The 21,526-nt window shown below is 58.8% G+C and carries 17 protein-coding genes; 9 read left to right on the forward strand and 8 right to left on the reverse strand.

Annotated elements, in window-relative coordinates; all coding sequences use genetic code 11:
• Positions 1-18 precede the first annotated feature (18 nt).
• A complete protein-coding gene (gene typA, locus L8H52_RS23130) occupies positions 19-1,839 on the reverse strand; it encodes a translational GTPase TypA (RefSeq protein ID WP_016985747.1) in 1,821 nt (606 codons plus the stop codon).
• 139 nt (positions 1,840-1,978) lie between these two features.
• Positions 1,979-3,433, reverse strand: coding sequence for a tRNA uracil 4-sulfurtransferase ThiI (thiI, locus tag L8H52_RS23135; RefSeq protein WP_242208894.1), 1,455 nt, complete (start codon positions 3,431-3,433; stop codon positions 1,979-1,981).
• A gap of 328 nt (positions 3,434-3,761) precedes the next feature.
• On the opposite strand from thiI, the gene glnA reads away from it, so the two are divergent.
• The 5 genes from glnA to ntrC all read left to right on the forward strand — a co-directional run bounded on the left by glnA (position 3,762) and on the right by ntrC (position 9,358).
• On the forward strand, positions 3,762-5,168 hold the full coding sequence (glnA, locus tag L8H52_RS23140) for a type I glutamate--ammonia ligase (RefSeq protein WP_007909254.1): 1,407 nt from the start codon (positions 3,762-3,764) through the stop codon (positions 5,166-5,168).
• Positions 5,169-5,475: 307 nt separating this feature from the next.
• Positions 5,476-5,988, forward strand: a complete 513-nt coding sequence (locus tag L8H52_RS23145) for a DUF4124 domain-containing protein (protein ID WP_242208893.1) — start codon at positions 5,476-5,478, stop codon at positions 5,986-5,988.
• Complete coding sequence (locus L8H52_RS23150; protein ID WP_242208892.1) at positions 5,985-6,608, forward strand: DUF4124 domain-containing protein; 624 nt, start codon at positions 5,985-5,987, stop codon at positions 6,606-6,608. The genes L8H52_RS23145 and L8H52_RS23150 overlap by 4 nt, the downstream gene beginning before the upstream one ends.
• A gap of 231 nt (positions 6,609-6,839) precedes the next feature.
• Entirely contained in the window at positions 6,840-7,925 is a 1,086-nt protein-coding gene (gene glnL / locus L8H52_RS23155; RefSeq protein WP_122593979.1) for a nitrogen regulation protein NR(II), read from the forward strand.
• On the forward strand, positions 7,922-9,358 hold the full coding sequence (gene ntrC, locus L8H52_RS23160; protein ID WP_242208891.1) for a nitrogen regulation protein NR(I): 1,437 nt from the start codon (positions 7,922-7,924) through the stop codon (positions 9,356-9,358). The genes glnL and ntrC overlap by 4 nt, the downstream gene beginning before the upstream one ends.
• Before the next feature lie 636 nt (positions 9,359-9,994).
• Here ntrC and L8H52_RS23165 read toward each other — a convergent pair.
• The 3 genes from L8H52_RS23165 to L8H52_RS23175 form a co-directional block, all read right to left on the reverse strand.
• Complete coding sequence (locus L8H52_RS23165) at positions 9,995-12,463, reverse strand: leucine-rich repeat domain-containing protein (protein WP_242208890.1); 2,469 nt, start codon at positions 12,461-12,463, stop codon at positions 9,995-9,997.
• 106 nt (positions 12,464-12,569) lie between these two features.
• Positions 12,570-14,573: a leucine-rich repeat domain-containing protein gene (locus tag L8H52_RS23170; RefSeq protein ID WP_242208889.1), complete on the reverse strand. Its 2,004-nt coding sequence runs from the start codon at positions 14,571-14,573 to the stop codon at positions 12,570-12,572.
• Between the two features lie 171 nt (positions 14,574-14,744).
• Positions 14,745-15,185 carry a hypothetical protein gene (locus L8H52_RS23175; RefSeq protein WP_242208888.1) on the reverse strand — a complete coding sequence of 147 codons (441 nt, stop codon included), beginning with the start codon at positions 15,183-15,185 and terminating at the stop codon, positions 14,745-14,747.
• On the opposite strand from L8H52_RS23175, the gene L8H52_RS23180 reads away from it, so the two are divergent.
• Positions 15,184-15,639, forward strand: coding sequence for a tRNA (cytidine(34)-2'-O)-methyltransferase (locus tag L8H52_RS23180; RefSeq protein WP_003220777.1), 456 nt, complete (start codon positions 15,184-15,186; stop codon positions 15,637-15,639). The two genes, L8H52_RS23175 and L8H52_RS23180, sit on opposite strands and share 2 nt — an antisense overlap.
• A 123-nt stretch (positions 15,640-15,762) precedes the next feature.
• Here L8H52_RS23180 and secB read toward each other — a convergent pair whose 3' ends face one another.
• The 3 genes from secB to L8H52_RS23195 are packed head-to-tail and all read right to left on the reverse strand — an operon-like array spanning position 15,763 to position 16,975.
• Positions 15,763-16,248 (reverse strand): protein-export chaperone SecB, encoded by a 486-nt coding sequence (gene secB, locus L8H52_RS23185; protein WP_064117041.1) that lies wholly within the window; start codon positions 16,246-16,248, stop codon positions 15,763-15,765.
• A 57-nt stretch (positions 16,249-16,305) separates the two neighbouring features.
• Positions 16,306-16,560, reverse strand: a complete 255-nt coding sequence (gene grxC, locus L8H52_RS23190; RefSeq protein ID WP_025110925.1) for a glutaredoxin 3 — start codon at positions 16,558-16,560, stop codon at positions 16,306-16,308.
• Position 16,561: 1 nt separating this feature from the next.
• The gene (locus L8H52_RS23195) at positions 16,562-16,975 is read right to left on the reverse strand and encodes a rhodanese-like domain-containing protein (protein WP_008080560.1); all 414 of its coding nucleotides are present in this window, start codon (positions 16,973-16,975) and stop codon (positions 16,562-16,564) included.
• Positions 16,976-17,128: 153 nt separating this feature from the next.
• Between L8H52_RS23195 and gpmI the strand changes: the two genes are divergently transcribed.
• From gpmI to L8H52_RS23210, 3 genes are all read left to right on the forward strand, one after another.
• Positions 17,129-18,658, forward strand: a complete 1,530-nt coding sequence (gene gpmI, locus L8H52_RS23200; RefSeq protein ID WP_242208887.1) for a 2,3-bisphosphoglycerate-independent phosphoglycerate mutase — start codon at positions 17,129-17,131, stop codon at positions 18,656-18,658.
• Between the two features lie 229 nt (positions 18,659-18,887).
• On the forward strand, positions 18,888-20,174 hold the full coding sequence (locus tag L8H52_RS23205) for a murein hydrolase activator EnvC (RefSeq protein ID WP_242208886.1): 1,287 nt from the start codon (positions 18,888-18,890) through the stop codon (positions 20,172-20,174).
• A gap of 31 nt (positions 20,175-20,205) precedes the next feature.
• Positions 20,206-21,525 carry a S41 family peptidase gene (locus L8H52_RS23210; protein WP_242208885.1) on the forward strand — a complete coding sequence of 440 codons (1,320 nt, stop codon included), beginning with the start codon at positions 20,206-20,208 and terminating at the stop codon, positions 21,523-21,525.
• The last annotated feature ends 1 nt before the right edge of the window (position 21,526 follow it).

Raw genomic sequence — 21,526 nt, forward strand, 5'->3', positions numbered from 1 at the left:
TCAGCCTGAACTAATGACTCAGTTCTTGGCTTTCTTGGCAGCGCGGGTACGCTCGCTTTCGTCCAGGATCTTCTTGCGAAGACGGATGGACTTAGGAGTCACTTCGCACAGCTCGTCTTCCTGGATGTATTCCAGAGCCTGTTCCAGAGTGAACTTCACTGGTGGAACCAGAGCGATGGTTTCGTCTTTACCCGAAGCACGCATGTTGTCGAGCTTCTTGCCCTTGGTAGGGTTAACGCCCAGGTCGTTGTCGCGGCTGTTCTGACCAACGATTTGACCGTTGTAGATCTCCTGGCCGTGTTCTACGAACAGCTTGCCACGAGCCTGCAGGGTTTCCAGCGAGTAGGTCAGTGCCTTGCCGGTTTCAACCGAAACCAGAACGCCGTTCTGACGGCCGGACATGTGGCCCGACTTGACGGTGTCGTAACGATCGAAGATCGAGGTCAGGATGCCAGCACCGTTGGTCAGGGTCAGGAACTGGTTACGGAAACCGATCAGACCGCGAGCAGGGATGTTGTATTCCAGACGAACACGGCCCTTGCCATCCGGCACCATGTTGCTCAGGTCGCCTTTACGCAGACCCATCTCTTCCATGACCTTGCCCTGAGCTTCTTCAGGGATGTCGATGGTCACGTTTTCGAACGGCTCTTGCTTGACGCCGTCAACTTCGCGAATGATCACTTCCGGACGGCCCAGGGCCAGCTCGAAGCCTTCGCGACGCATGGTTTCGATCAGTACCGAGAGGTGCAGCTCACCACGGCCGGAAACCTTGAACTTGTCAGCGGTGTCGCCTTCTTCAACGCGCAGTGCAACGTTGTACAGCAGCTCTTTGTCCAGACGGTCCTTGATGTTACGGGACGTCACGAACTTGCCTTCTTTACCGCAGAATGGCGAGTCGTTTACCTGGAAGGTCATCGAAACGGTTGGCTCGTCAACGGTCAGAGGCTTCATCGCCTCGACGGTGTCCGGGTGGCACAGGGTGTCGGAGATGAACAGCGAGTCCATACCGCTGATGCAAACGATATCGCCTGCTGCAGCTTCTTCAACGTCGATGCGGTGCAGACCGTGGTGACCCATCAGTTTCAGGATACGACCGTTGCGACGCTTGCCGTCGGCACCGATAGCCACAACCGGGGTGTTCGGCTTGACGCGGCCACGAGCGATACGGCCAACGCCGATAACACCCAGGAAGCTGTTGTAGTCCAGAGCGGAGATCTGCATCTGGAACGCGCCGTCACGGTCAACGGCCGGAGGCGGAACGTGGTCGACTACCGCTTGGTACAGCGGGGTCATGTCTTCAGCCATGGCGGTGTGATCCAGACCGGCAATGCCGTTCAGGGCCGAGGCGTAAACAACCTGGAAGTCCAGTTGTTCTTCGGTAGCACCGAGGTTGTCGAACAGGTCGAAGATCTGGTCCAGAACCCAGTCCGGACGCGCGCCTGGACGGTCAACCTTGTTGATCACCACGATTGGACGCAGGCCGGCTTCGAAAGCCTTCTTGGTCACGAAACGGGTTTGCGGCATAGGGCCGTCTTGAGCGTCAACCAGCAGCAGAACGGAGTCAACCATCGACATTACGCGTTCAACTTCGCCGCCGAAGTCGGCGTGGCCCGGGGTGTCCACGATGTTGATGTGGTAGCCGTTCCAGTTGATGGCGGTGTTTTTCGCCAGAATGGTAATACCGCGCTCTTTTTCCTGGTCGTTGGAGTCCATCACGCGCTCGTCGTTGAGCTCGTTGCGCTCCAGAGTGCCGGATTGACGCAGGAGTTTGTCTACCAGGGTGGTTTTACCATGGTCAACGTGGGCAATGATGGCGATGTTGCGTAGATTTTCGATCACTTGTGTATCTCGATCAGAGGATTCGGTTTGCTGACAAGTCTTGGCAGCGATTAGCAGTAGTGTCCGGCATGGCCGTTACAGCTTGACGGCGGTGTCGGGGGGCCGGTGACGCAGGCCACAGGCAAACAGCCCCGGGCACTTAGCTCGGTCGATAAACGCGCACATTGGCATGCCCCTCACTGAGCAAATGGTGAGCATGCAGGCGACTCATCACGCCTTTGTCGCAATACAGCAGGTACTGGCGAGTCGGATCCAGCTCCTTGAAACGAGCGTTCACTGCATAGAACGGCATCGTCTGTACTTCTACGCCAGCGAGTTCCAGCGGCTCATCCTCGGCGGCATCCGGGTGACGGATGTCAATCACGATCTGGCCGGCCAGTGCTTCGCTGACTTCTTCAATCTGTACGTCCTGGCCCAATTCGTCGATCACCCGATCGATCGGCACCAGTTTGGCGTTTTCGAGCGCACGCTCGAGCACCGCCATGTCGAATTCTTTCTCTTCGTGCTCAACACGACCGCGCTTGGCGGCGGTCTTCGGGTTGACCGAAATGACCCCGCAGTATTCCGGCATGTGCCGGGCGAAATCGGCAGTTCCGATCTCGTTGGCGGTGTCGATGATGTCCTGCTTGTGCGCCACGATCAGCGGACGCAGGACCAGTTTGTCGGTCACGCAGTCGATCACCGACAGGTTCGGCAGTGTCTGGCTCGACACCTGAGAGATCGCCTCGCCAGTGACCAGCGCTTCGATCTGCAGGCGATCGGCGATGTTGGAGGCCGCGCGCAACATCATACGCTTCAATACGACGCCCATATGACTGTTATCGACTTTGCCGAGAATTTCGCCCAACACTTCTTCGAACGGAACACTGACAAATAGCACGCGTTGCGAGCTGCCGTACTTCTTCCAGATGAAATGCGCGACTTCCATCACGCCCAATTCATGGGCACGACCGCCCAGATTGAAGAAGCAGAAGTGCGTCATCAGGCCGCGACGAATGATCTGGTAGGCCGCCACGGTCGAGTCAAAGCCGCCGGACATCAATACCAGCGTCTGCTCCAGTGCGCCGAGCGGGTAGCCGCCGATGCCGTTGTGCTGGCTGTGAATCACAAACAACCGTTTGTCGCGAACTTCGATACGGACTTCGATTTCCGGCGCTTTCAGGTCAATACCGGCAGCACCGCACTCACGGCGCAGCTTGCTGCCGACGTATTTTTCGACGTCCATCGAACTGAAGCTGTGCTTGCCCGCGCGCTTGCAGCGCACCGAGAAAATCTTCCCGGCCAGTGCAGCGCCGTAGTGCTCTTTGCACTTCTCGGTGATGTCGTCGAAGTCGCCCAGCGGGTACTCGTCGATCTGCAGAAAATGCGCGATGCCCGGCATGCAGGTCAGGCGCTCACCCATCTCTTTCAAGGCTTTGGCGTCGGTAACGCGGGTTTCCAGCTCGAGATTGTCCCACACACCGTTCACCACCACGGCCGGGTCCAGGTCGCGGAGCACGGTGCGGATGTTCTTGGCCAGCTGGCGGATGAATTTCGTCCGGACAGGTCGGCTTTTGATGGTGATCTCGGGGAAGACTTTTACGATTAGTTTCATGAAAACAGCGCGCGAACGGCCAGCCGAAAAAGGGGGGCGCGGATTATAGCGGAAATTGCTCAAGGTTTAACCAGTTAATGTGCAGAAGGTTTTGCATGCACCAAAACAGGTCATTTTCGTTTTATGACGCTACATTAAAGGGCGCAATTTTCTGCATTCAGGCGCTTTGCGCCTTAATAAGCGTGAAATTGGGGCAAAAAACCCATGCTGGGGCACTGGCATGCAATTTGCTCCCTTGTGAGGCAGGTTGCCTTGGCAGAGTATTCGCGCCGGCATCACCCAAATTCAAGGGCATCCACTACCAAGCCCGAAGCCACCCGGAGGACATATGTCGAAGACGGTTCAACTCATCAAAGATCATGACGTCAAGTGGATTGATCTGCGCTTCACGGACACCAAAGGCACTCAGCACCACGTGACCATGCCGGCTCGCGATGCGCTGGATGAAGACTTCTTCGAAGTCGGCAAGATGTTCGACGGCTCCTCCATCGCTGGCTGGAAAGGCATCGAAGCCTCCGACATGATCCTGATGCCGGTTGACGAAACTGCCGTTCTCGACCCGTTCACCGAAGACGCCACCCTGATCCTGGTGTGCGACATCATCGAACCTTCGAGCATGCAAGGCTACGACCGCGACCCACGTGCGATCGCCAAGCGCGCCGAGGAACACCTGAAAGCCACCGGTATCGGTGACACCGTGTTCGCCGGTCCAGAGCCTGAGTTCTTCATCTTTGACTCGGTGAAATTCAAGTCGGACATCTCCGGCTCGATGTTCAAGATCTACTCCGAGCAAGGTTCGTGGATGTCCGACCAGGACATCGAAGGCGGCAACAAGGGTCACCGTCCAGGCGTCAAAGGCGGCTACTTCCCGGTTCCACCGTTCGACCACGACCACGAAATCCGTACCTCCATGTGCAACGCACTGGAAGAAATGGGCCTGACCGTTGAAGTTCACCACCACGAAGTGGCGACTGCCGGCCAGAACGAAATCGGCGTCAAGTTCAACACCCTGGTGAAGAAAGCCGACGAGACCCAAACCCTGAAGTACGTTGTGCACAACGTTGCTGACGCTTACGGCCGCACCGCGACCTTCATGCCGAAGCCACTGTACGGCGACAACGGTTCGGGCATGCACGTACACATGTCGATCTGGAAAGACGGCAAGAACACCTTCGCCGGTGAAGGCTATGCCGGCCTGTCCGATACCGCTCTGTATTTCATCGGCGGCATCATCAAACACGGTAAGGCCCTGAACGGCTTCACCAACCCGGCGACCAACTCCTACAAGCGTCTGGTACCAGGCTTCGAAGCGCCGGTAATGCTGGCCTACTCGGCTCGCAACCGTTCCGCGTCGATCCGTATTCCTTACGTGTCGAGCCCGAAAGCCCGCCGTATCGAAGCCCGCTTCCCGGATCCGGCTGCCAACCCGTACCTGGCCTTCGCAGCTCTGCTGATGGCCGGCCTGGACGGTATCCAGAACAAGATTCACCCTGGCGACGCCGCTGACAAGAACCTGTACGACCTGCCGCCTGAAGAGGCGAAAGAGATCCCGCAAGTTTGTGGCAGCCTGAAAGAAGCCCTGGAAGAGCTGGACAAGGGCCGCGCGTTCCTGACCAAGGGCGGCGTGTTCTCCGACGACTTCATCGACGCTTACATCGCGCTGAAATCGGAAGAAGAAATCAAGGTTCGCACCTTCGTACACCCACTGGAATATGAGCTGTACTACAGCTGCTGATCCGGGAGCGCCGCGTTTCTCGGCGTGACAAAAAGAGGCCTCCTTCGGGAGGCCTTTTTTATTGCAGATCAAAAACCCCTCACCCTAACCCTCTCCCAAAGGGAGAGGGGACTGATCTCCATGCTTTTCAGAACCTGAGTTCACATGGCAATTTCAGGTCGATGGAATTTGTAAGAGCAACACGGTCAATCCCCTCTCCCTCTGGGAGAGGGCTAGGGTGAGGGCATTACCAGATGTTTACCGAGTTGGGCCAACCGCCGCACCTGTCCTATGCTGCACCCCATCGCTTTCAATCCCGGTCGATTTCATGGGTCGCACCTTTCTCTACATTCTGCTGCTGATCGCCCTGCCCGCCGCCGCGCAGATCTACAAGTACACCGATGCCAACGGCAACACGGTCTACAGCGATCACTCGCCGGACGGCGTACAGGCGCAGCCGGTGGAATTGCCGCCGCTCAACCGTGTCGAGCCGCAAGCGCCCAGCGCACCATCCGCGCCCGAAAACGACGACCGTGAACCTGCGCGCAACGCCTACGACACTCTCGAGCTCGCCGGCCTGCCCAGCGAAGAAGCCCTTCGCGCCAACAACGGCACGTTCACGGTCAACGTGCAGATCAAGCCGCGCCTGCAACCGCCGCATCAATTAAGGCTGGTGCTCGACGATGAGCCTTACGGTCAGCCGAGCAACGTGCCGATCCTGCAACTGGTGAACGTCGATCGCGGCGAACACCGACTCGCCGTGCAGGTGATTGACGGGCAAACAATCATCCAGCAGAGCCCACCCGTCGCCCTTAGCGTGCAGCGGGTGCACAAGCCATGATCCGCGCGTGGTTGTTCGTCCTGTCGGCGCTGATGTCGCTGCAAGCCTCAGCCGAGGTCTTCACTTATACCGACGCGCAAGGCCATCGCGTCTATACCGACCAACCACGCGGCAATGCCAAGCGAGTGCCGATCGCCACCAGTAACCGCATGTCGGCCAACCCCATCGCCGCCGCGCCGATCACCACCGCGAAAAAATCCCCGGAGCAACCGCCCTTCCACTACGACATGCTGCGCATTCTGGTGCCCGAACCCGATGCAACCATTCGCAGCAGCGCCGGGGAAATCATCGTCAGCGTCACCAGCGAACCGGGCCTGCAACGCGGCCACCGCTATCGCCTGCTGCTGGATGGGCAGGCCACCGGCGAACCCGGCCTGAGTCCGGTGTTCCCGCTGAACAATATCGATCGTGGCAGCCACAATCTCTCCGTCGAAATCCTCGACGCTGAAGGCAGAACAGTCGAACGCACCGCCAACCAGCCCTTCCACATGCTGCGCATTTCCCTCGCGCAGAAACGCCCGGTCAAACCCTGCGTCGCCGAAGACTACGGCGTGCGCCCGGAATGCCCCCTGAAAGACAAACCGCCCGAGCCAAAAAACCCCTTCCTGCGTTTCTTCTAACGCCGTTCAGCTTTGCGCACTATATTGGTGCAATAGCTTGCACCCTACTCACATTCCAACCCATTTTGGTTCGAAACTACCCGCCAGAGCAGGCCATGTGCCACGCAAACGAGCGTCAAACGCCTGTTTCACGGGTTAAGCGCTTCTTTTCAGAGCCTTGGTTTGGTTTTTGCATTTTCCGTTCACCGACGCTTGTTATTTGCGCACGCTCCGCCCCCAAAAGAGGCTCCGATGACTATTAGCGACGCAATCCACCGTTTGCTGCTCGACAATCTGACCACCGCCACCATCCTGCTCGACGCCGAATTGCGCCTCGAGTACATGAACCCGGCGGCGGAGATGCTGCTCGCCATCAGCGGGCAGCGCAGCCATGGCCAGTTCATCAGCGAGCTGTTCACCGAATCCACCGAGGCGCTCAATTCCCTGCGCCAGGCGGTGGAACAGGCGCATCCGTTTACCAAACGCGAAGCGATGCTCACCGCACTGACCGGCCAGACGCTGACCGTGGATTACGCGGTGACGCCGATCCTCAGCAACGGCGCCACGATGTTGCTGCTGGAAGTCCACCCGCGTGACCGCCTGCTGCGGATCACCAAGGAAGAGGCGCAACTGTCGAAACAGGAAACCAGCAAGATGCTGGTGCGCGGCCTTGCCCACGAGATCAAAAATCCGCTCGGCGGCATCCGTGGCGCTGCGCAATTGCTGGCCCGCGAACTGCCGGAAGAAAGCCTGCGCGACTACACCAACGTGATCATTGAAGAAGCCGATCGCCTGCGCAATCTGGTCGATCGCATGCTCGGCTCGAACAAGCTGCCGTCGCTGGCCATGTGCAACGTCCACGAAGTGCTCGAGCGCGTCTGCCAACTGGTCGAAGCCGAAAGCCAGGGCTGCATCACCTTGGTGCGCGATTACGACCCGAGCATTCCCGACGTGTTGATCGACCGCGAGCAAATGATTCAGGCGGTGTTGAACATCGTGCGCAACGCAATGCAGGCAATCAGCAGCCAGAACGAGCTGCGTCTGGGCCGCATCAGCCTGCGCACCCGCGCCATGCGCCAGTTCACCATCGGCCACATCCGCCATCGCCTGGTGACCAAGATCGAGATCATCGACAACGGTCCCGGGATCCCGGCGGAACTTCAGGAAACCATTTTCTTTCCCATGGTCAGCGGACGCCCGGACGGTACCGGACTCGGCCTGGCCATTACCCAGAACATCATCAGCCAGCACCAGGGCCTGATCGAGTGTGACAGCCATCCAGGCCACACCACCTTCTCGATCTTTCTGCCACTGGAACAAGGAGCCACATCGACATGAGCCGTAGTGAAACCGTGTGGATCGTCGATGACGACCGTTCTATCCGTTGGGTTCTGGAAAAGGCCTTGCAGCAGGAAGGCATGACCACGCAAAGCTTCGACAGCGCTGATGGCGTGATGAGTCGGCTGGCCCGTCAGCAGCCGGACGTGATCATTTCCGACATTCGCATGCCGGGTGCCAGCGGTCTGGATTTGTTGGCGCGGATTCGCGAGCAGCACCCACGGTTGCCGGTCATCATCATGACCGCTCACTCCGATCTGGACAGCGCGGTCGCCTCGTATCAGGGCGGCGCGTTCGAGTACCTGCCGAAGCCGTTCGACGTTGATGAAGCGGTGTCGCTGGTCAAGCGCGCCAATCAGCACGCACAAGAACAGCAAGGCCTGGAAGTCGTGCCAGCACTGACGCGCACCCCGGAAATCATCGGCGAAGCGCCGGCGATGCAGGAAGTGTTTCGCGCCATCGGGCGCTTGAGCCACTCGAACATCACCGTGCTGATCAACGGCGAATCGGGCACCGGTAAAGAACTGGTCGCCCACGCCCTGCACCGCCACAGCCCGCGCGCGGCCTCGCCGTTCATCGCGTTGAACATGGCGGCGATCCCCAAGGATCTGATGGAATCCGAGCTGTTCGGCCACGAAAAGGGCGCGTTCACCGGTGCGGCAAACCTGCGTCGCGGGCGCTTTGAACAGGCTGACGGCGGCACGCTGTTCCTCGATGAAATCGGCGACATGCCGGCCGATACCCAGACCCGCCTGTTGCGCGTATTGGCCGACGGCGAGTTCTATCGTGTTGGCGGCCATGTCCCGGTCAAGGTCGACGTGCGCATCATTGCGGCGACGCACCAGAATCTGGAAACCCTCGTCCATGCCGGCAAATTCCGTGAGGACTTGTTCCATCGCCTCAACGTGATCCGCATCCACATTCCGCGCCTGTCGGATCGTCGCGAAGACATTCCGACCCTGGCCAGGCATTTCCTCAGCCGCGCCGCGCAGGAACTGGCGGTCGAGCCGAAACTGCTGAAAAGCGAGACAGAGGAATACCTGAAAAATCTGCCGTGGGGCGGCAACGTGCGTCAGCTGGAGAACACGTGCCGCTGGATCACCGTGATGGCTTCCGGGCGCGAAGTACACATCAGCGACCTGCCGCCAGAACTGCTGAACCTGCCGCAGGACTCGGCGCCGGTGACCAACTGGGAGCAGGCACTGCGTCAGTGGGCCGATCAGGCGTTGGCGCGCGGCCAGTCGAGCCTGCTTGACAGCGCGGTGCCAGCGTTTGAGCGGATCATGATCGAGACGGCGCTGAAGCATACGGCCGGACGTCGGCGTGATGCCGCGGTGTTGCTGGGTTGGGGGCGTAATACCCTGACGCGCAAGATCAAGGAGTTGGGAATGAAGGTTGATGGTGGCGATGATGATGAGGGGGATGAGGGTTAACGGTTTTTTCACTTGAGGGTGGTTGTGTACTCAGGATCATCCCCCTCACCCCAGCCCTCTCCCCCCAGTGGGAGAGGGGGAAAGGGAGCCGATTCGTGTAATTCTCAAAATCTGAGTTCGACTCGGTATTTCACGTCGGCGTATTTCTCACAAACCACGCGGTCAGTCCCCTCTCCCTCTGGGAGAGGGCTAGGGTGAGGGGCCACCATGCACCGCATCAATGCACAATGACCCGCGATCGCGCACAACCGCATCGCCACCCTTCATTCTGAAAACACCGAACAAACCATTATCCAAATACACAAAAGCCCCGAATTCCGGGGCTTTCGCGTTTCCAACCAGCTTTTTTGTTTCAACAGATTAAAACCTGGCACGCCCCCTGCAATACCTCTCACAGGTGATTCGTTTCACCACCCGTTTCGGGGACCTTGGTACAGGCAGGCCGGGGATTCCCCTCTTTACACCGGGCGCACACCGCGACGCGATGCGCCCACCCTTTTGGGATCCTTGGTACAGGCAGGCCGGGGGTTCCCTCTTTACACCGGACCGACGCTCGCAGCGAAGTCCGCCCGTTTTGGGAACCCTGATACAGGCAGGTCAGGGATTCCCGCTTTTATACCTCCCATCACTCGAGCGCTATCCAATCCTCGGGGGTTTTGGCAAATGATGCGGCAGTCCGTGCTGCCACTTCGGGTTGAAGTTCTTTCTTTCCTCTTCCAGCCTGTCGAGCATCTTTCCTGGGCTGGGCTCATTGACCGCCAAGTCCCGCAAAACTTCCTGCTCGCCGAGACTGGCCTCTTTGAAATGCTCAAGAAAGGACCAGACGCGACGCTGCAACAGCGCACGCTCGACGACAAACTCGGGTGTGCGTACCAGCTCGGCGAAGCGTCTCATCATTGTCGAGTTCTCTTGGCCGGCGAGTGAATTCCACAGGGCAATTTTTGTAAAGTGCTGCTGTGCAGGAACATTGTGCAACCAGTGATCGATCCCCTCACCTGGATGCCCTCTATCAAGCCAGACATCGCGGCCTGTCTGGCGACGCGCCGCAATCAATCGGCGCAGGGAGGTCGGATCGGAAATCCGCGCGCCATTCAGTTCAATGCCCGTTCTCAGTTCAACGGTCTCGGGTATCGACAGGATCGAGGTGAAGGAAAGATCCAGTCGTGTTTTCGGCACCTCTGAGGTGACGCCTTCCGGGAACTGCTGAATGAACGTGTGGTTGAGATTCACCTCCACCAATGCGGGCATTCCCCTGAGCGTCGGCGCTGCGAGGAGCGGGTTATGTGACAGGTCCATTATCTCGAGCTGCGTCGGACCGCCACGCTGACCAAGTCCGACGGGCGGCTGGCGTATACCGGTACGCGCCAGATTCAATTCGCGCAATTCGGACATCAGGCTGACGTTGGGCGCATCCTGCAAATTCGGATTGTGATACAGATCAAGCACTCGTAAACGCGACGCTACGGGCATGAAAGTCAGCCCGTTGGGAAAGAGGGTCAGATCACAAGAGCGCAGGCGCAGTATCCGCAACTCGCTCATACCCATCACTGAGAGCTTGGGCCAGATACTGCAATTGGACAGGTTCAGTTCCTGCAAACGGCTCAAACCGGCGAAATGTTGCTGACTGATTGCCTGCAGCCAAAGGGTGGTTTCGCGTATTTCCAGGACTCGCAATCCTGCGAGTATGTTGATCTCCGTAAGCAGCCCATTGTTCTTCCCGCCGAGTCTGTGTACTTCGAGGCTTTCAATGTGAGAAAACCTCGAGAACAGATTTCCCAGGTTGTTCGATGTGGTCCCCTCTAGCCGAAGAGCAACCACAGAGCTGAGTCGGGTGGCGAAAACGGGTAGCGCCAGGTTTCCGCGATGCCCAAAGTTCAAATCCAGCCTGAAACCGACCAGCCGTCCGTCACGGTAGACCTTTTCCGAGGGTTCCCCCTGCCATTTGTACAGCCGACGTATCCGATTGCCGATTTCCAGTCGCCGAGTGCGCTCGGCGCTGTCGCTGCCCTTATAGGCGATTTCCCACTTGGCTATTTCACGATCCAGGAATGGGAATTCGAGATGCATTCGCCGGAGCTCTGCCTCTGCCGCCGTCGTTTCACCGAAACGCGCAATGAAGTCATCGGCATGTTGATCGGTTGCATCGGCAAAGTAGCGTTTGACCTGCGCCCGCGTGGTCGCAACAACCGGTGGCTGGATTGCCGAGGGGCCGGGGCCGTCGAGCCAAGGTCGATGAAAGTTGAGCGGGTTGGCGGGGGCGGGGTCATTGCGCTGCATGCCTCCCCTCAATCCAGTGAGGATGGATACCCAAGTACCCTGCTCGTTTCGAACGATGGCACGGGTTTCACCGCTATGACTGGCGCGGTAAATATTGGCGCTGTCGGTAGCGACGGGATCCTTGGGATCGACCAGACGCCAGACCCTGTATTCCGGACGGGACGCATCAAGATCCTGCATCACCTGATACGCCTGTTCGTCGATGGCTACGTAGAGTTTGCCATCGTGATGTATCAGACCGTCGCTGCCGGTTGCTAGGCCGCGCAGATCAAGCCCGGTACGAAAGTCCTGCAAACTTGCGTCGGCCAGAGGAGTGGTGTGTGCGTTAAAGTCGTTGTGCGGGTGCCAGATGCCGCTCTCGATGTCACGCAACAACAATGGCCCGGACGGCGATAACTCGCTTGCCAGTCGCGCGCGATGAAACCCCGTGTCCAGGTCCACCCCGACCAGCACGATACCGCCGTCAGGCACATTCACATACTGGCGATTTTTGTACACCCTGAAGCCGTCACTGTCGGCGTCCGGCAGCACGGCGGCTGACTTTATCCCGTAGTTCTCCAGCGACCTGGATATGACTACAGGGATTTCAGCAGGGAGCGGCGCCGGACGAACCTCGACCATCGGCACAGGCATGCCGGTATCGCGGCCGGCATCATCGCCAACTGAGGTGTTGCGCAGCTTCGGATCATCGACACGAGCCCAAGAGGACGTGCCATCGCGGCCGAGCGTGTCAGGCGATGGGAAATCCTTGTCCGAATATCGATTCGGCTGCGTGTGAACATCCGTATCCACGCGGGTGCTGCCGCCGCGAGGTGGTTTTAATGGCATATTGTTCATCCTTGAAAAAGACGCGCCGTGCACTCATGCAAGACGCGCGGGTTTCGGCATCCTGCCGGTATTCATCAAATGCAGTGTTCTGTTGCCGTCGAGGCGTCTATTCCGAACCCAGCCTTGGACGCTTGGGCAGATGATGCAGAGGCTGATGTTGCCGTCCACCATCATACTTTCGTATTTCGTCTTCCAGACGCTCCAACATTTTTCCAGGGCTCTGCTCTCCAGTCATGATCCTGATCAGTCGGTTTTTTTCCTCTTGATCGGCTCTATGGTAGATCTCCAGCAACGACCAGACTCGCCGCTGCAGCAGCGGCCGTTCAACGTGAAACTCAGGCGTGCGGCTCAGTTTCCGTATCAAGCCAGCAAGACGGGCGACGTGCTCCCAAAGCTCGAGTTTTTGAGCTACTTGCTCTGCCGGTACATGCTTTAACCACAGAAATGCTGTCGTATCGTTACTTTCTGTTCCCAACCAGATATCGGTACCTGTTTTTATCCGCGCATGTATCAAGCGCCGCAGCGAAGCCGGATCAGTGATCGGATTGCCGATGAGATTAAAGCCCGCTCTGAGCTCAACGAATTCCGGGATGACGGAAATGCGGTTGTTTGCAAGGTTAAGTACTTTTGCGGGGACCTCGGAAGTGATGCCCTCCGGAAAACGGTCAAGCCTGGCGTTGGAAAGATCCAGTTCCTGCAACCCAGTCATTGCTTTCAGTGAGGGAGCGTCAGCCAGAGCATTATCGCCAAGCCTCAAAACCTCCAGATTTATCGGCCCGTTGTCGGCACCCAAGCCGGCAGGAAGGCGGTTTATTCCGGTTTTTGTCAGATCCAGCACACGCAATTCGGTCATCCGGGTAACGTCAGGTGCCGCTTGCAGGTAATCATTCTGGTGCAGATCAAGCACTCGCAAGCGCGAGGGGTTTGGCAGCTCGTTCACCATGGCTAAAAGATCGACATGCCCCTGAGTGTTACCAAGCCCCAACTCCTCCAACCTGGACATGCCGCTCACTGAAAAACCTGCATGCAAGTCGCAATCCTGCAGATTCAGCACTCGTAGATTGTGGAGACCTGTCAAATGCTCGGCAAAGCCTTGATGGATACTGAATCGGGAGTCGGCATTCTCATATATCGAGGCAGAAAAGGACCTCCTGGTGATGCTCTGGCTGGTTACCGTCAGACTCTCGATGTTAGGAAACTGAGCAAAAAACACCTCCGGGGCCAGCGGCGCATAACCTCTTAAATCAAGAGAAACGACTGATTTGAAGTTCAATGAAAGCAGCTTGTCGACCGGCCATAGCGTGAGATTGATATCCAGCTTGAAACCCGAAAGCTGTCCATCGCTGTACACCCGCTGATCGGGCGGACCTTGCCATTGGTACAATTGGCGTAGTGTGTGCCACATGCCAAACGCCTCAGTTACCTCATGGGACTGAACAACGTGATTTTGATGCGTCGGCATGCTGACGTGTTTGCTGTTCAGTTGAGGAAGACCGAGCTGGATACGCCTGAGTTCGAGTTCTGCAACATCTTTGTCATCGAACCGGGCGATGAAGGCATCTGCTTCCAGATCGTCCACTTCCGGCAAGTGCTTCTTGACAAGTACGCGTGTTGCCGGCTCGACAACCTCGCGCGCGTACCAGAGGCCGCTTTCGGGGTTGCGTAGCAATACCGGGCCTGAAGGTCGCAACTCGCTCGGGCGCCGGGCGCGATATAGACCCGTGGCGGGATCCGCAGCGACAAGAACCAGATCGCCATTGGCAAGGTCAGCATATGTGCGGCGGCTGATCACCCGCAGACCATCTTCATTGAGTTGTGGAAGGATCGCCCGGGCATTGGTGGCGTAATCGTCCAGCGATAACAGGGGTGGAGGACGAAGAACCTCAGTGGGCGAGGCGTGGACCAAAACGGCTGCGACAGGGCGAACCTCATCGAAGTTCGAGTCACTGGATGTTCCGGCCCGCGACTGCAAATTATCCTGAGTGCTACTTGAGTCGACACTTCTGCGACCCGACTGGCCGGGCAGTGGCTGATCCGCGTCCGCCGACCGATTCGGGCTGGCGGGAACTTCAACGCGGGTAGCGCCGCCGCGAGGTGGTTTGACTGGCATATTTTTCATCCTTGAAAAGACGCCCCGGGTATTCATGCCAGGGCGAAGATTTCGGCATCCTGCCGTTTGAAGGAGCGAACGATAGCGTGGGCCGGTGTTCGTTGGAGATGGGAAAGGGAGATTGTAGCGGTGGGAAACGACGTCAAAAGACGTCGGAGCGAGTAACCAAAACTAGGGCTCGCTCAAGCGGATTTCCAGCCGCCAGCGGTCGTCGACTTCGCTGCCGACCCACTCGCCCAGCAGTGGCCGTGCCGCCAGCACTGTCAGCAGCAAACCACCATCGCTCTTGCGGGTGCGCCAGTTGACGTCCCGGCCATTGAGCTTGAGCTGGCCTTTCTCTGAACGGCCTTCAGCCTGAAACAGCAGCGCCACGCTGCCGTCGATGATCTCCCCGTGCAGTTTGGGTTCGTTGTTGAACCACACCACCAGCCCCTGCTCCGTCACCTCGACCTGCTGCAGCACAGTCGTATCCGGCGTGGTCAGGCGACCGATCATCAACCCGAGCATCAGACCGACAATCGCCAGCGAACCGATGACTCGCGGGAATAGTTTCGAACGGTTGTCCACAGGCGGCGTAGAATGCCGCTCATCTTTACCTTCGGAGCCGTGCATGTTTCACGTCATCCTTTTTCAACCAGAAATTCCGCCGAATACCGGCAACGTTATCAGGCTGTGCGCCAACAGCGGCTGCCACCTGCATTTGATCGAACCGCTGGGCTTCGAGATGGATGACAAGCGCTTGCGCCGTGCCGGTCTCGACTACCACGAATATGCCACACTGCAACGTCACGCGGATTTGGCCAGCTGCCTGGAAAGCCTCGGCAACCCACGGTTGTTTGCGTTCACCACCAAGGGTTCGCGGCCGTTTCATGATGCCGCGTTTGTTCCGGGCGATGCGTTCATTTTCGGCCCGGAAAGTCGCGGCTTGCCGCCGGAAGTGCTCGACGCCCTGCCGGCGGAACAGCGCCTGCGTCTGCCGATGCGCGAAGGCTGCCGCAGCCTGAACCTGTCCAATACCGTGGCGGTCGCTGTATACGAAGCCTGGCGCCAGAACGACTTCAAGTAACACCGCAAAACAAATGTGGGAGCGAGCCTGCTCGCGAAAGCGCTGTATCAGTCGACAAATCTGTCATCTGACACGCCCTCTTCGCGAGCAGGCTCGCTCCCACATGGGGTGTTGCCAGACCGTTTATTGAACGGTTGGCGTCTCGCCGCTTTCCTGCATGCGCTGCAATTCTTGCGCGTACAGGGCGTCGAAGTTCACCGGGGCCAGCATCAGCGCCGGGAACGAACCACGGGTCACCAGGCTGTCCAGGGTTTCGCGCGCGTACGGGAACAGGATGTTCGGGCAGAACGCACCCAGGGTGTGGCTCATCGAAGCCGCATCAAGGTTCTTGATCAGGAAGATACCGGCCTGTTGCACTTCAGCGATGAAGGCCACTTCTTCACCGTTTTTCACGGTGACAGACAGGGTCAATACGACCTCGAAGAAATCACCTTCCAGTGCCTTCTGGCGAGTGTTCAGATCCAGCGCAACAGCCGGGTCCCACTGCTGGCGGAAGATCGCCGGGCTTTTCGGGGCTTCGAAGGACAAGTCGCGTACGTAGATGCGCTGCAAGGAGAATTGCGGTGCGGTTTCTTCTTCGCTGGCTGCAGTGTTCTGTTGGTCAGTCATCTCAGATCCTTATCGATCTTGGGTCTTTTAGGGAGTGCTGTACGTGGGTGCAGCCGTTCAGGCCTTGAGCAGCGCGTCGAGTTTGCCGGCGCGCTCCAGGGCATACAAATCGTCACAACCGCCGATGTGCTGGCTGCCGATCCAGATCTGCGGCACGGACGTGCGTCCGGCTTTCTGGGTCATTTCGGCGCGCACCTGCGGCTTGCCATCGACCTTGATCTCTTTGAAGGCCACGCCTTTGTTCTCGAGCAGGTACTTGGCTCGCGAGCAATAAGGGCAGTAATCGCTGGAGTAGACGATGACTTCGCTCATATCACTTCACCAACGGCAGGTTGTCGCCTTTCCAGCTGGAGATCCCGCCGGACAGCTTGGCGGCGGTGAAGCCGGATTTCATCAGCTCGCGGGCGTGGGTGCCAGCGGTCTGGCCCAGGGCGTCGACCAGAATGATGGTCTTGGCCTTGTGCTTTTCCAGCTCGGCGGTGCGCGCAGCCAGTTTGTCCTGGGGAATGTTGATCGCGCCAACGATGTGGCCGGCAGCGAAATCCTTGGCCGGACGGATGTCCACCACTACGCCTGCGTCTTTGTTGACCAGTGCAGTCAGTTCGCCGGTGCTCAGGCTTTTACCGCCGCCCTGCATCGTGTGCGCCAGCAGCAGAGCCAGCAGTACGACGAAGATACCGACAAGAATGTAGTGGTTAGTGGCAAATTCAATCAGGTGAGCAACCATCGAAGGAGGTTCCAGGGCGTTAAAATGTCGGCCAGTATACACAGCCACTATGGTCGGCCAAACCCCGTCCGGCGGTGACGCGGTCGGAACTTAGCTTTAAACTCCAACTCCCTTTTCCATCGCCCTCTTCTTTATTAGCCACGAGTGGATTCCATGACGACTACGCCTAAACCTTTGGTCCTGATGATTCTCGACGGCTTCGGTCACAGCGACAGCCCCGAATCCAACGCCGTTTTCGCGGCCAAGAAGCCTGTTCTCGATCGCCTGTGGGCCACCGTACCCAACGGCTTGATCTCGGGCAGCGGCATGGACGTCGGCCTGCCGGACGGCCAGATGGGCAACTCCGAAGTCGGCCACATGAATCTTGGCGCCGGCCGCGTGGTGTATCAGGACTTCACGCGCGTGACCAAATCGATCCGCGACGGCGAATTCTTCGAAAACCCGACCATCTGCGCCGCTGTGGATAAAGCCGTGGCCGCCGGTAAAGCCGTGCACTTCATGGGCCTGTTATCCGATGGCGGCGTGCACAGCCATCAGGATCACCTGATCGCCATGGCCGAACTGGCCTTCAAGCGCGGTGCCGAAAAAATCTACCTGCACGCCTTCCTCGATGGCCGCGACACCCCGCCGAAAAGCGCTGCATCGTCGATCGAACTGCTCGACGCGACCTTCCAGGCACTGGGCAAGGGCCGCATCGCCAGCATCATCGGCCGTTACTTCGCCATGGACCGTGACAACCGCTGGGATCGCGTCGCTCAGGCCTACAACCTGATCGTCGACGGCAACAGCGAATTCAACGCCGCCACCGCGCAGGAAGGTCTGGACGCGGCTTACGCGCGCGGCGAGAGCGACGAATTCGTCAAAGCCACCTCCATCGGCGAGCCAGTGAAAGTCGAAGACGGCGACGCTGTGGTGTTCATGAACTTCCGCGCCGACCGCGCCCGCGAGTTGACTCGCGTGTTCGTCGAAGATGACTTCAAGGACTTCGAACGCGCACGCCAGCCGAAACTGGCCGGTTTCGTCATGCTGACCCAATACGCGGCAAGCATTCCGGCGCCGTCGGCATTCGCCCCGGGCAGCCTGGAAAACGTGCTGGGCGACTATCTGGCAAAGAACGGCAAAACCCAGCTGCGCATCGCTGAAACCGAGAAATATGCGCACGTGACCTTCTTCTTCTCCGGCGGCCGCGAAGAACCGTTCCCCGGCGAAGAACGCATCCTGATCCCGTCGCCGAAAGTCGCCACTTACGACTTGCAGCCGGAAATGAGCGCGCCTGAAGTGACCGACCGCATCGTCGAGGCCATCGAAAACCAGCGCTACGACGTGATCGTGGTCAACTACGCCAACGGCGACATGGTCGGCCACAGCGGCGTGTTTGACGCGGCGGTGAAGGCTGTTGAGTGCCTCGATACCTGCGTAGGTCGCATTGTCGATGCCCTGGAAAAAGTCGGTGGCGAAGCTTTGATCACCGCAGACCACGGCAACGTCGAGCAGATGGCCGATGAATCCACCGGCCAGGCGCACACTGCGCACACCACTGAGCCCGTGCCGTTCATTTATGTCGGCAAGCGTGACCTGAAAGTGCGTGAAGGCGGCGTGCTGGCGGATGTGGCGCCGACCATGCTGAAACTGCTGGGCCTGGAAAAACCGGCGGAAATGACCGGCACTTCTATCCTGGTGTAATCCGCCCGATCAAAATCCACAAAACCCTGTGGGAGCGAGCTTGCTCGCGAATACGATAGATCAGTCGATATCAATGTCGCCTGACACACCGCTTTCGCGAGCAGGCTCACTCCTACACTGGTTTGTGGTGTTTTTCAGGCCAGTTATCACACAGCCCCAATTGGGCGTTTTTTTTGCAGCCTCGGGCGGGCATACTAGGCCGTCCCTTACCCTGGTGCCGCCCGCCTCTATGCTCCGCGTCCTGATCGCCCTCGCTCTGACCTGCCTGCTCCAACCGGCCTTCGCTGACGAGCGCGCGCAAACCCAACAGCAGTTGGACGCCACGCGTCAGGACATTGCCGAGCTGAAAAAGCTGCTGAGCAAAGTCCAGGAAGAGAAATCGGGCGTGCAGAAAGAGCTCAAGGGCACTGAAACCGAGCTGGGCAAGCTGCAGAAGCAGGTCGACTCGCTGCAGAAAGAACTGCAGAAAAGCGAATCCGAGCTGCAGCGACTCGATGCAGAGAAAAAAAAACTCCAGAGCGCGCGCACTGAACAGCAGCGACTGATCGCCATTCAGGCCCGTGCGGCTTATCAGAACGGTCGCCAGGAATACCTCAAGCTGCTGCTCAACCAGCAGAATCCCGAGAAATTCGCCCGCACCCTCACCTATTACGATTACCTGAGCCAAGCCCGCCTGGAGCAACTGAAGAACTTCAACGAAACCCTGCGCCAACTGGCCAATGTCGAAAAAGACATTGCCGCCCAGCAGGCTCAGTTGCTGGTGCAGAAAAGCAGCCTCGATACCCAGCGCGACGAACTGGAAAATGTTCGCAAGGAACGCCAGCAAGTCCTCGCCAAGCTCAACGATGACGTGAAGGCCCGCGATCAGAAACTCGCCGCGCGCGAGCAGGATCAGGCAGACCTGTCTAAAGTCCTTAAAACCATTGAAGAAACCCTGGCCCGCCAGGCTCGTGAGGCAGAAGAAGCGCGGCAGAAAGCGCTGATCGCCCAGCAGGAAGCGGAAAAAAAGCGTTTGCGTGAGGCGCAGGCTGAAAACAGCGACGCCCCACGGAAACCGGTCAAATCCACTCCCGGCGCGCTGGTCTCCAGCAGCGGCGAGACCTTCGGTGGCCCTTTTGCTGCAACCCGGGGAAAACTTCCTTGGCCGGTTGATGGTCGACTGCTGGCACGCTTCGGCGAAAGCCGTGGCGACGATGCCCGTACCAAGTGGGACGGCGTGATGATCAGCGCCTCCGCCGGCAGCCAGGTGCATGCCGTACACGGTGGTCGCGTGGTGTTCGCCGACTGGCTGCGCGGTGCCGGGCTGCTGGTGATCCTCGATCACGGCAACGGTTTTCTGAGTCTTTACGGTCACAACCAGACGCTGCTCAAGTCGGCCGGTGATGTGGTCAAAGCGGGTGAGTCGATCTCCACTGTTGGTAACAGTGGCGGCCAGGACACATCCGCGCTGTATTTCGCAATTCGTCAGCAGGGTCACCCGAGTGATCCGGCGCAATGGTGTCGTGCGCAAGGATAAGCGCACCGCCTAATTAAGGAGTTCGTTCGACATGCTGCATTTGTCCCGCCTTACCTCGCTGGCCCTGACGATCGCTCTGGTGATCGGCGCGCCTCTGGCGTTCGCCGCGCAACCGGCCCCGGCCGTCGCTCCGGCAGGCACAGCCGCAACCTCCAAGGCGCCGCTGCCGCTGGAAGAGCTGCGCACCTTTGCCGAGGTCATGGATCGGATCAAAGCCGCTTACGTCGAGCCGGTGGACGACAAGACCCTGCTGGAAAACGCGATCAAGGGCATGCTCAGCAACCTTGATCCGCACTCGGCCTACCTCGGCCCTGAAGACTTCACCGAGCTGCAGGAAAGCACCAGCGGTGAGTTCGGCGGTCTGGGCATCGAAGTCGGCGCCGAAGATGGTTTCATCAAAGTCGTCTCGCCAATCGATGACACCCCGGCGTCGAAGGCCGGCATTCAGGCCGGCGACTTCATCGTCAAGATCAACGGCCAGCCGACACGTGGCCAGACCATGACCGAAGCCGTCGACAAGATGCGCGGCAAGATCGGCCAGAAAATCACCCTGACCCTGGTGCGCGATGGCGGCACGCCGTTCGACGTAACCCTGGCACGCGCGGTGATTCAGGTGAAGAGCGTCAAGGCGCAGTTGCTTGAATCGGGCTACGGCTACATCCGTATCACCCAGTTCCAGGTCAAGACCGGCGATGAGGTCTCCAAGGCCCTGGCGAAGATGCGCAAGGACAACGGCAAGAAGCTCAACGGCATCGTCCTCGACCTGCGCAACAACCCGGGCGGCGTGTTGCAGGCAGCGGTGGAAGTGGTCGACCACTTCATCACCAAAGGCCTGATCGTCTACACCAAAGGCCGCATCGCCAACTCCGAGCTGCGCTTCTCGGCCACTGGCAAAGACGAAAGCGAAGCGGTGCCGATGGTGGTGCTGATCAACGGTGGCAGCGCCTCGGCGTCGGAAATCGTCGCCGGCGCCCTGCAGGATCAGAAACGTGCCGTGGTCATGGGTACCACCAGTTTCGGTAAGGGTTCGGTGCAAACCGTGCTGCCGTTGAACAACGACCGCGCACTGAAGATCACCACCGCGCTGTATTTCACGCCGAACGGCCGCTCGATTCAGGCGCAGGGCATTGTCCCGGACATCGAAGTGCGCAAGGCCAAGATCACCAGCGAAGCGGATGGCGACTACTTCAAGGAAGCCGATCTGCAAGGTCACTTGGGCAACGGCAACGGCGGCGCCGACAAACCGACCGGTTCCGGTGGCAAGGCCAAAGCCATGCCACAGGATGACGATTACCAATTGGCCCAGGCCCTGAGCCTGCTCAAAGGGCTGAGCATTACGTCCGGCCGTTGAG

It is taken from the genome of Pseudomonas sp. CROZ-RG-20F-R04-15 (assembly GCF_022662375.1).
Taxonomy (GTDB): Bacteria; Pseudomonadota; Gammaproteobacteria; order Pseudomonadales; family Pseudomonadaceae; genus Aquipseudomonas.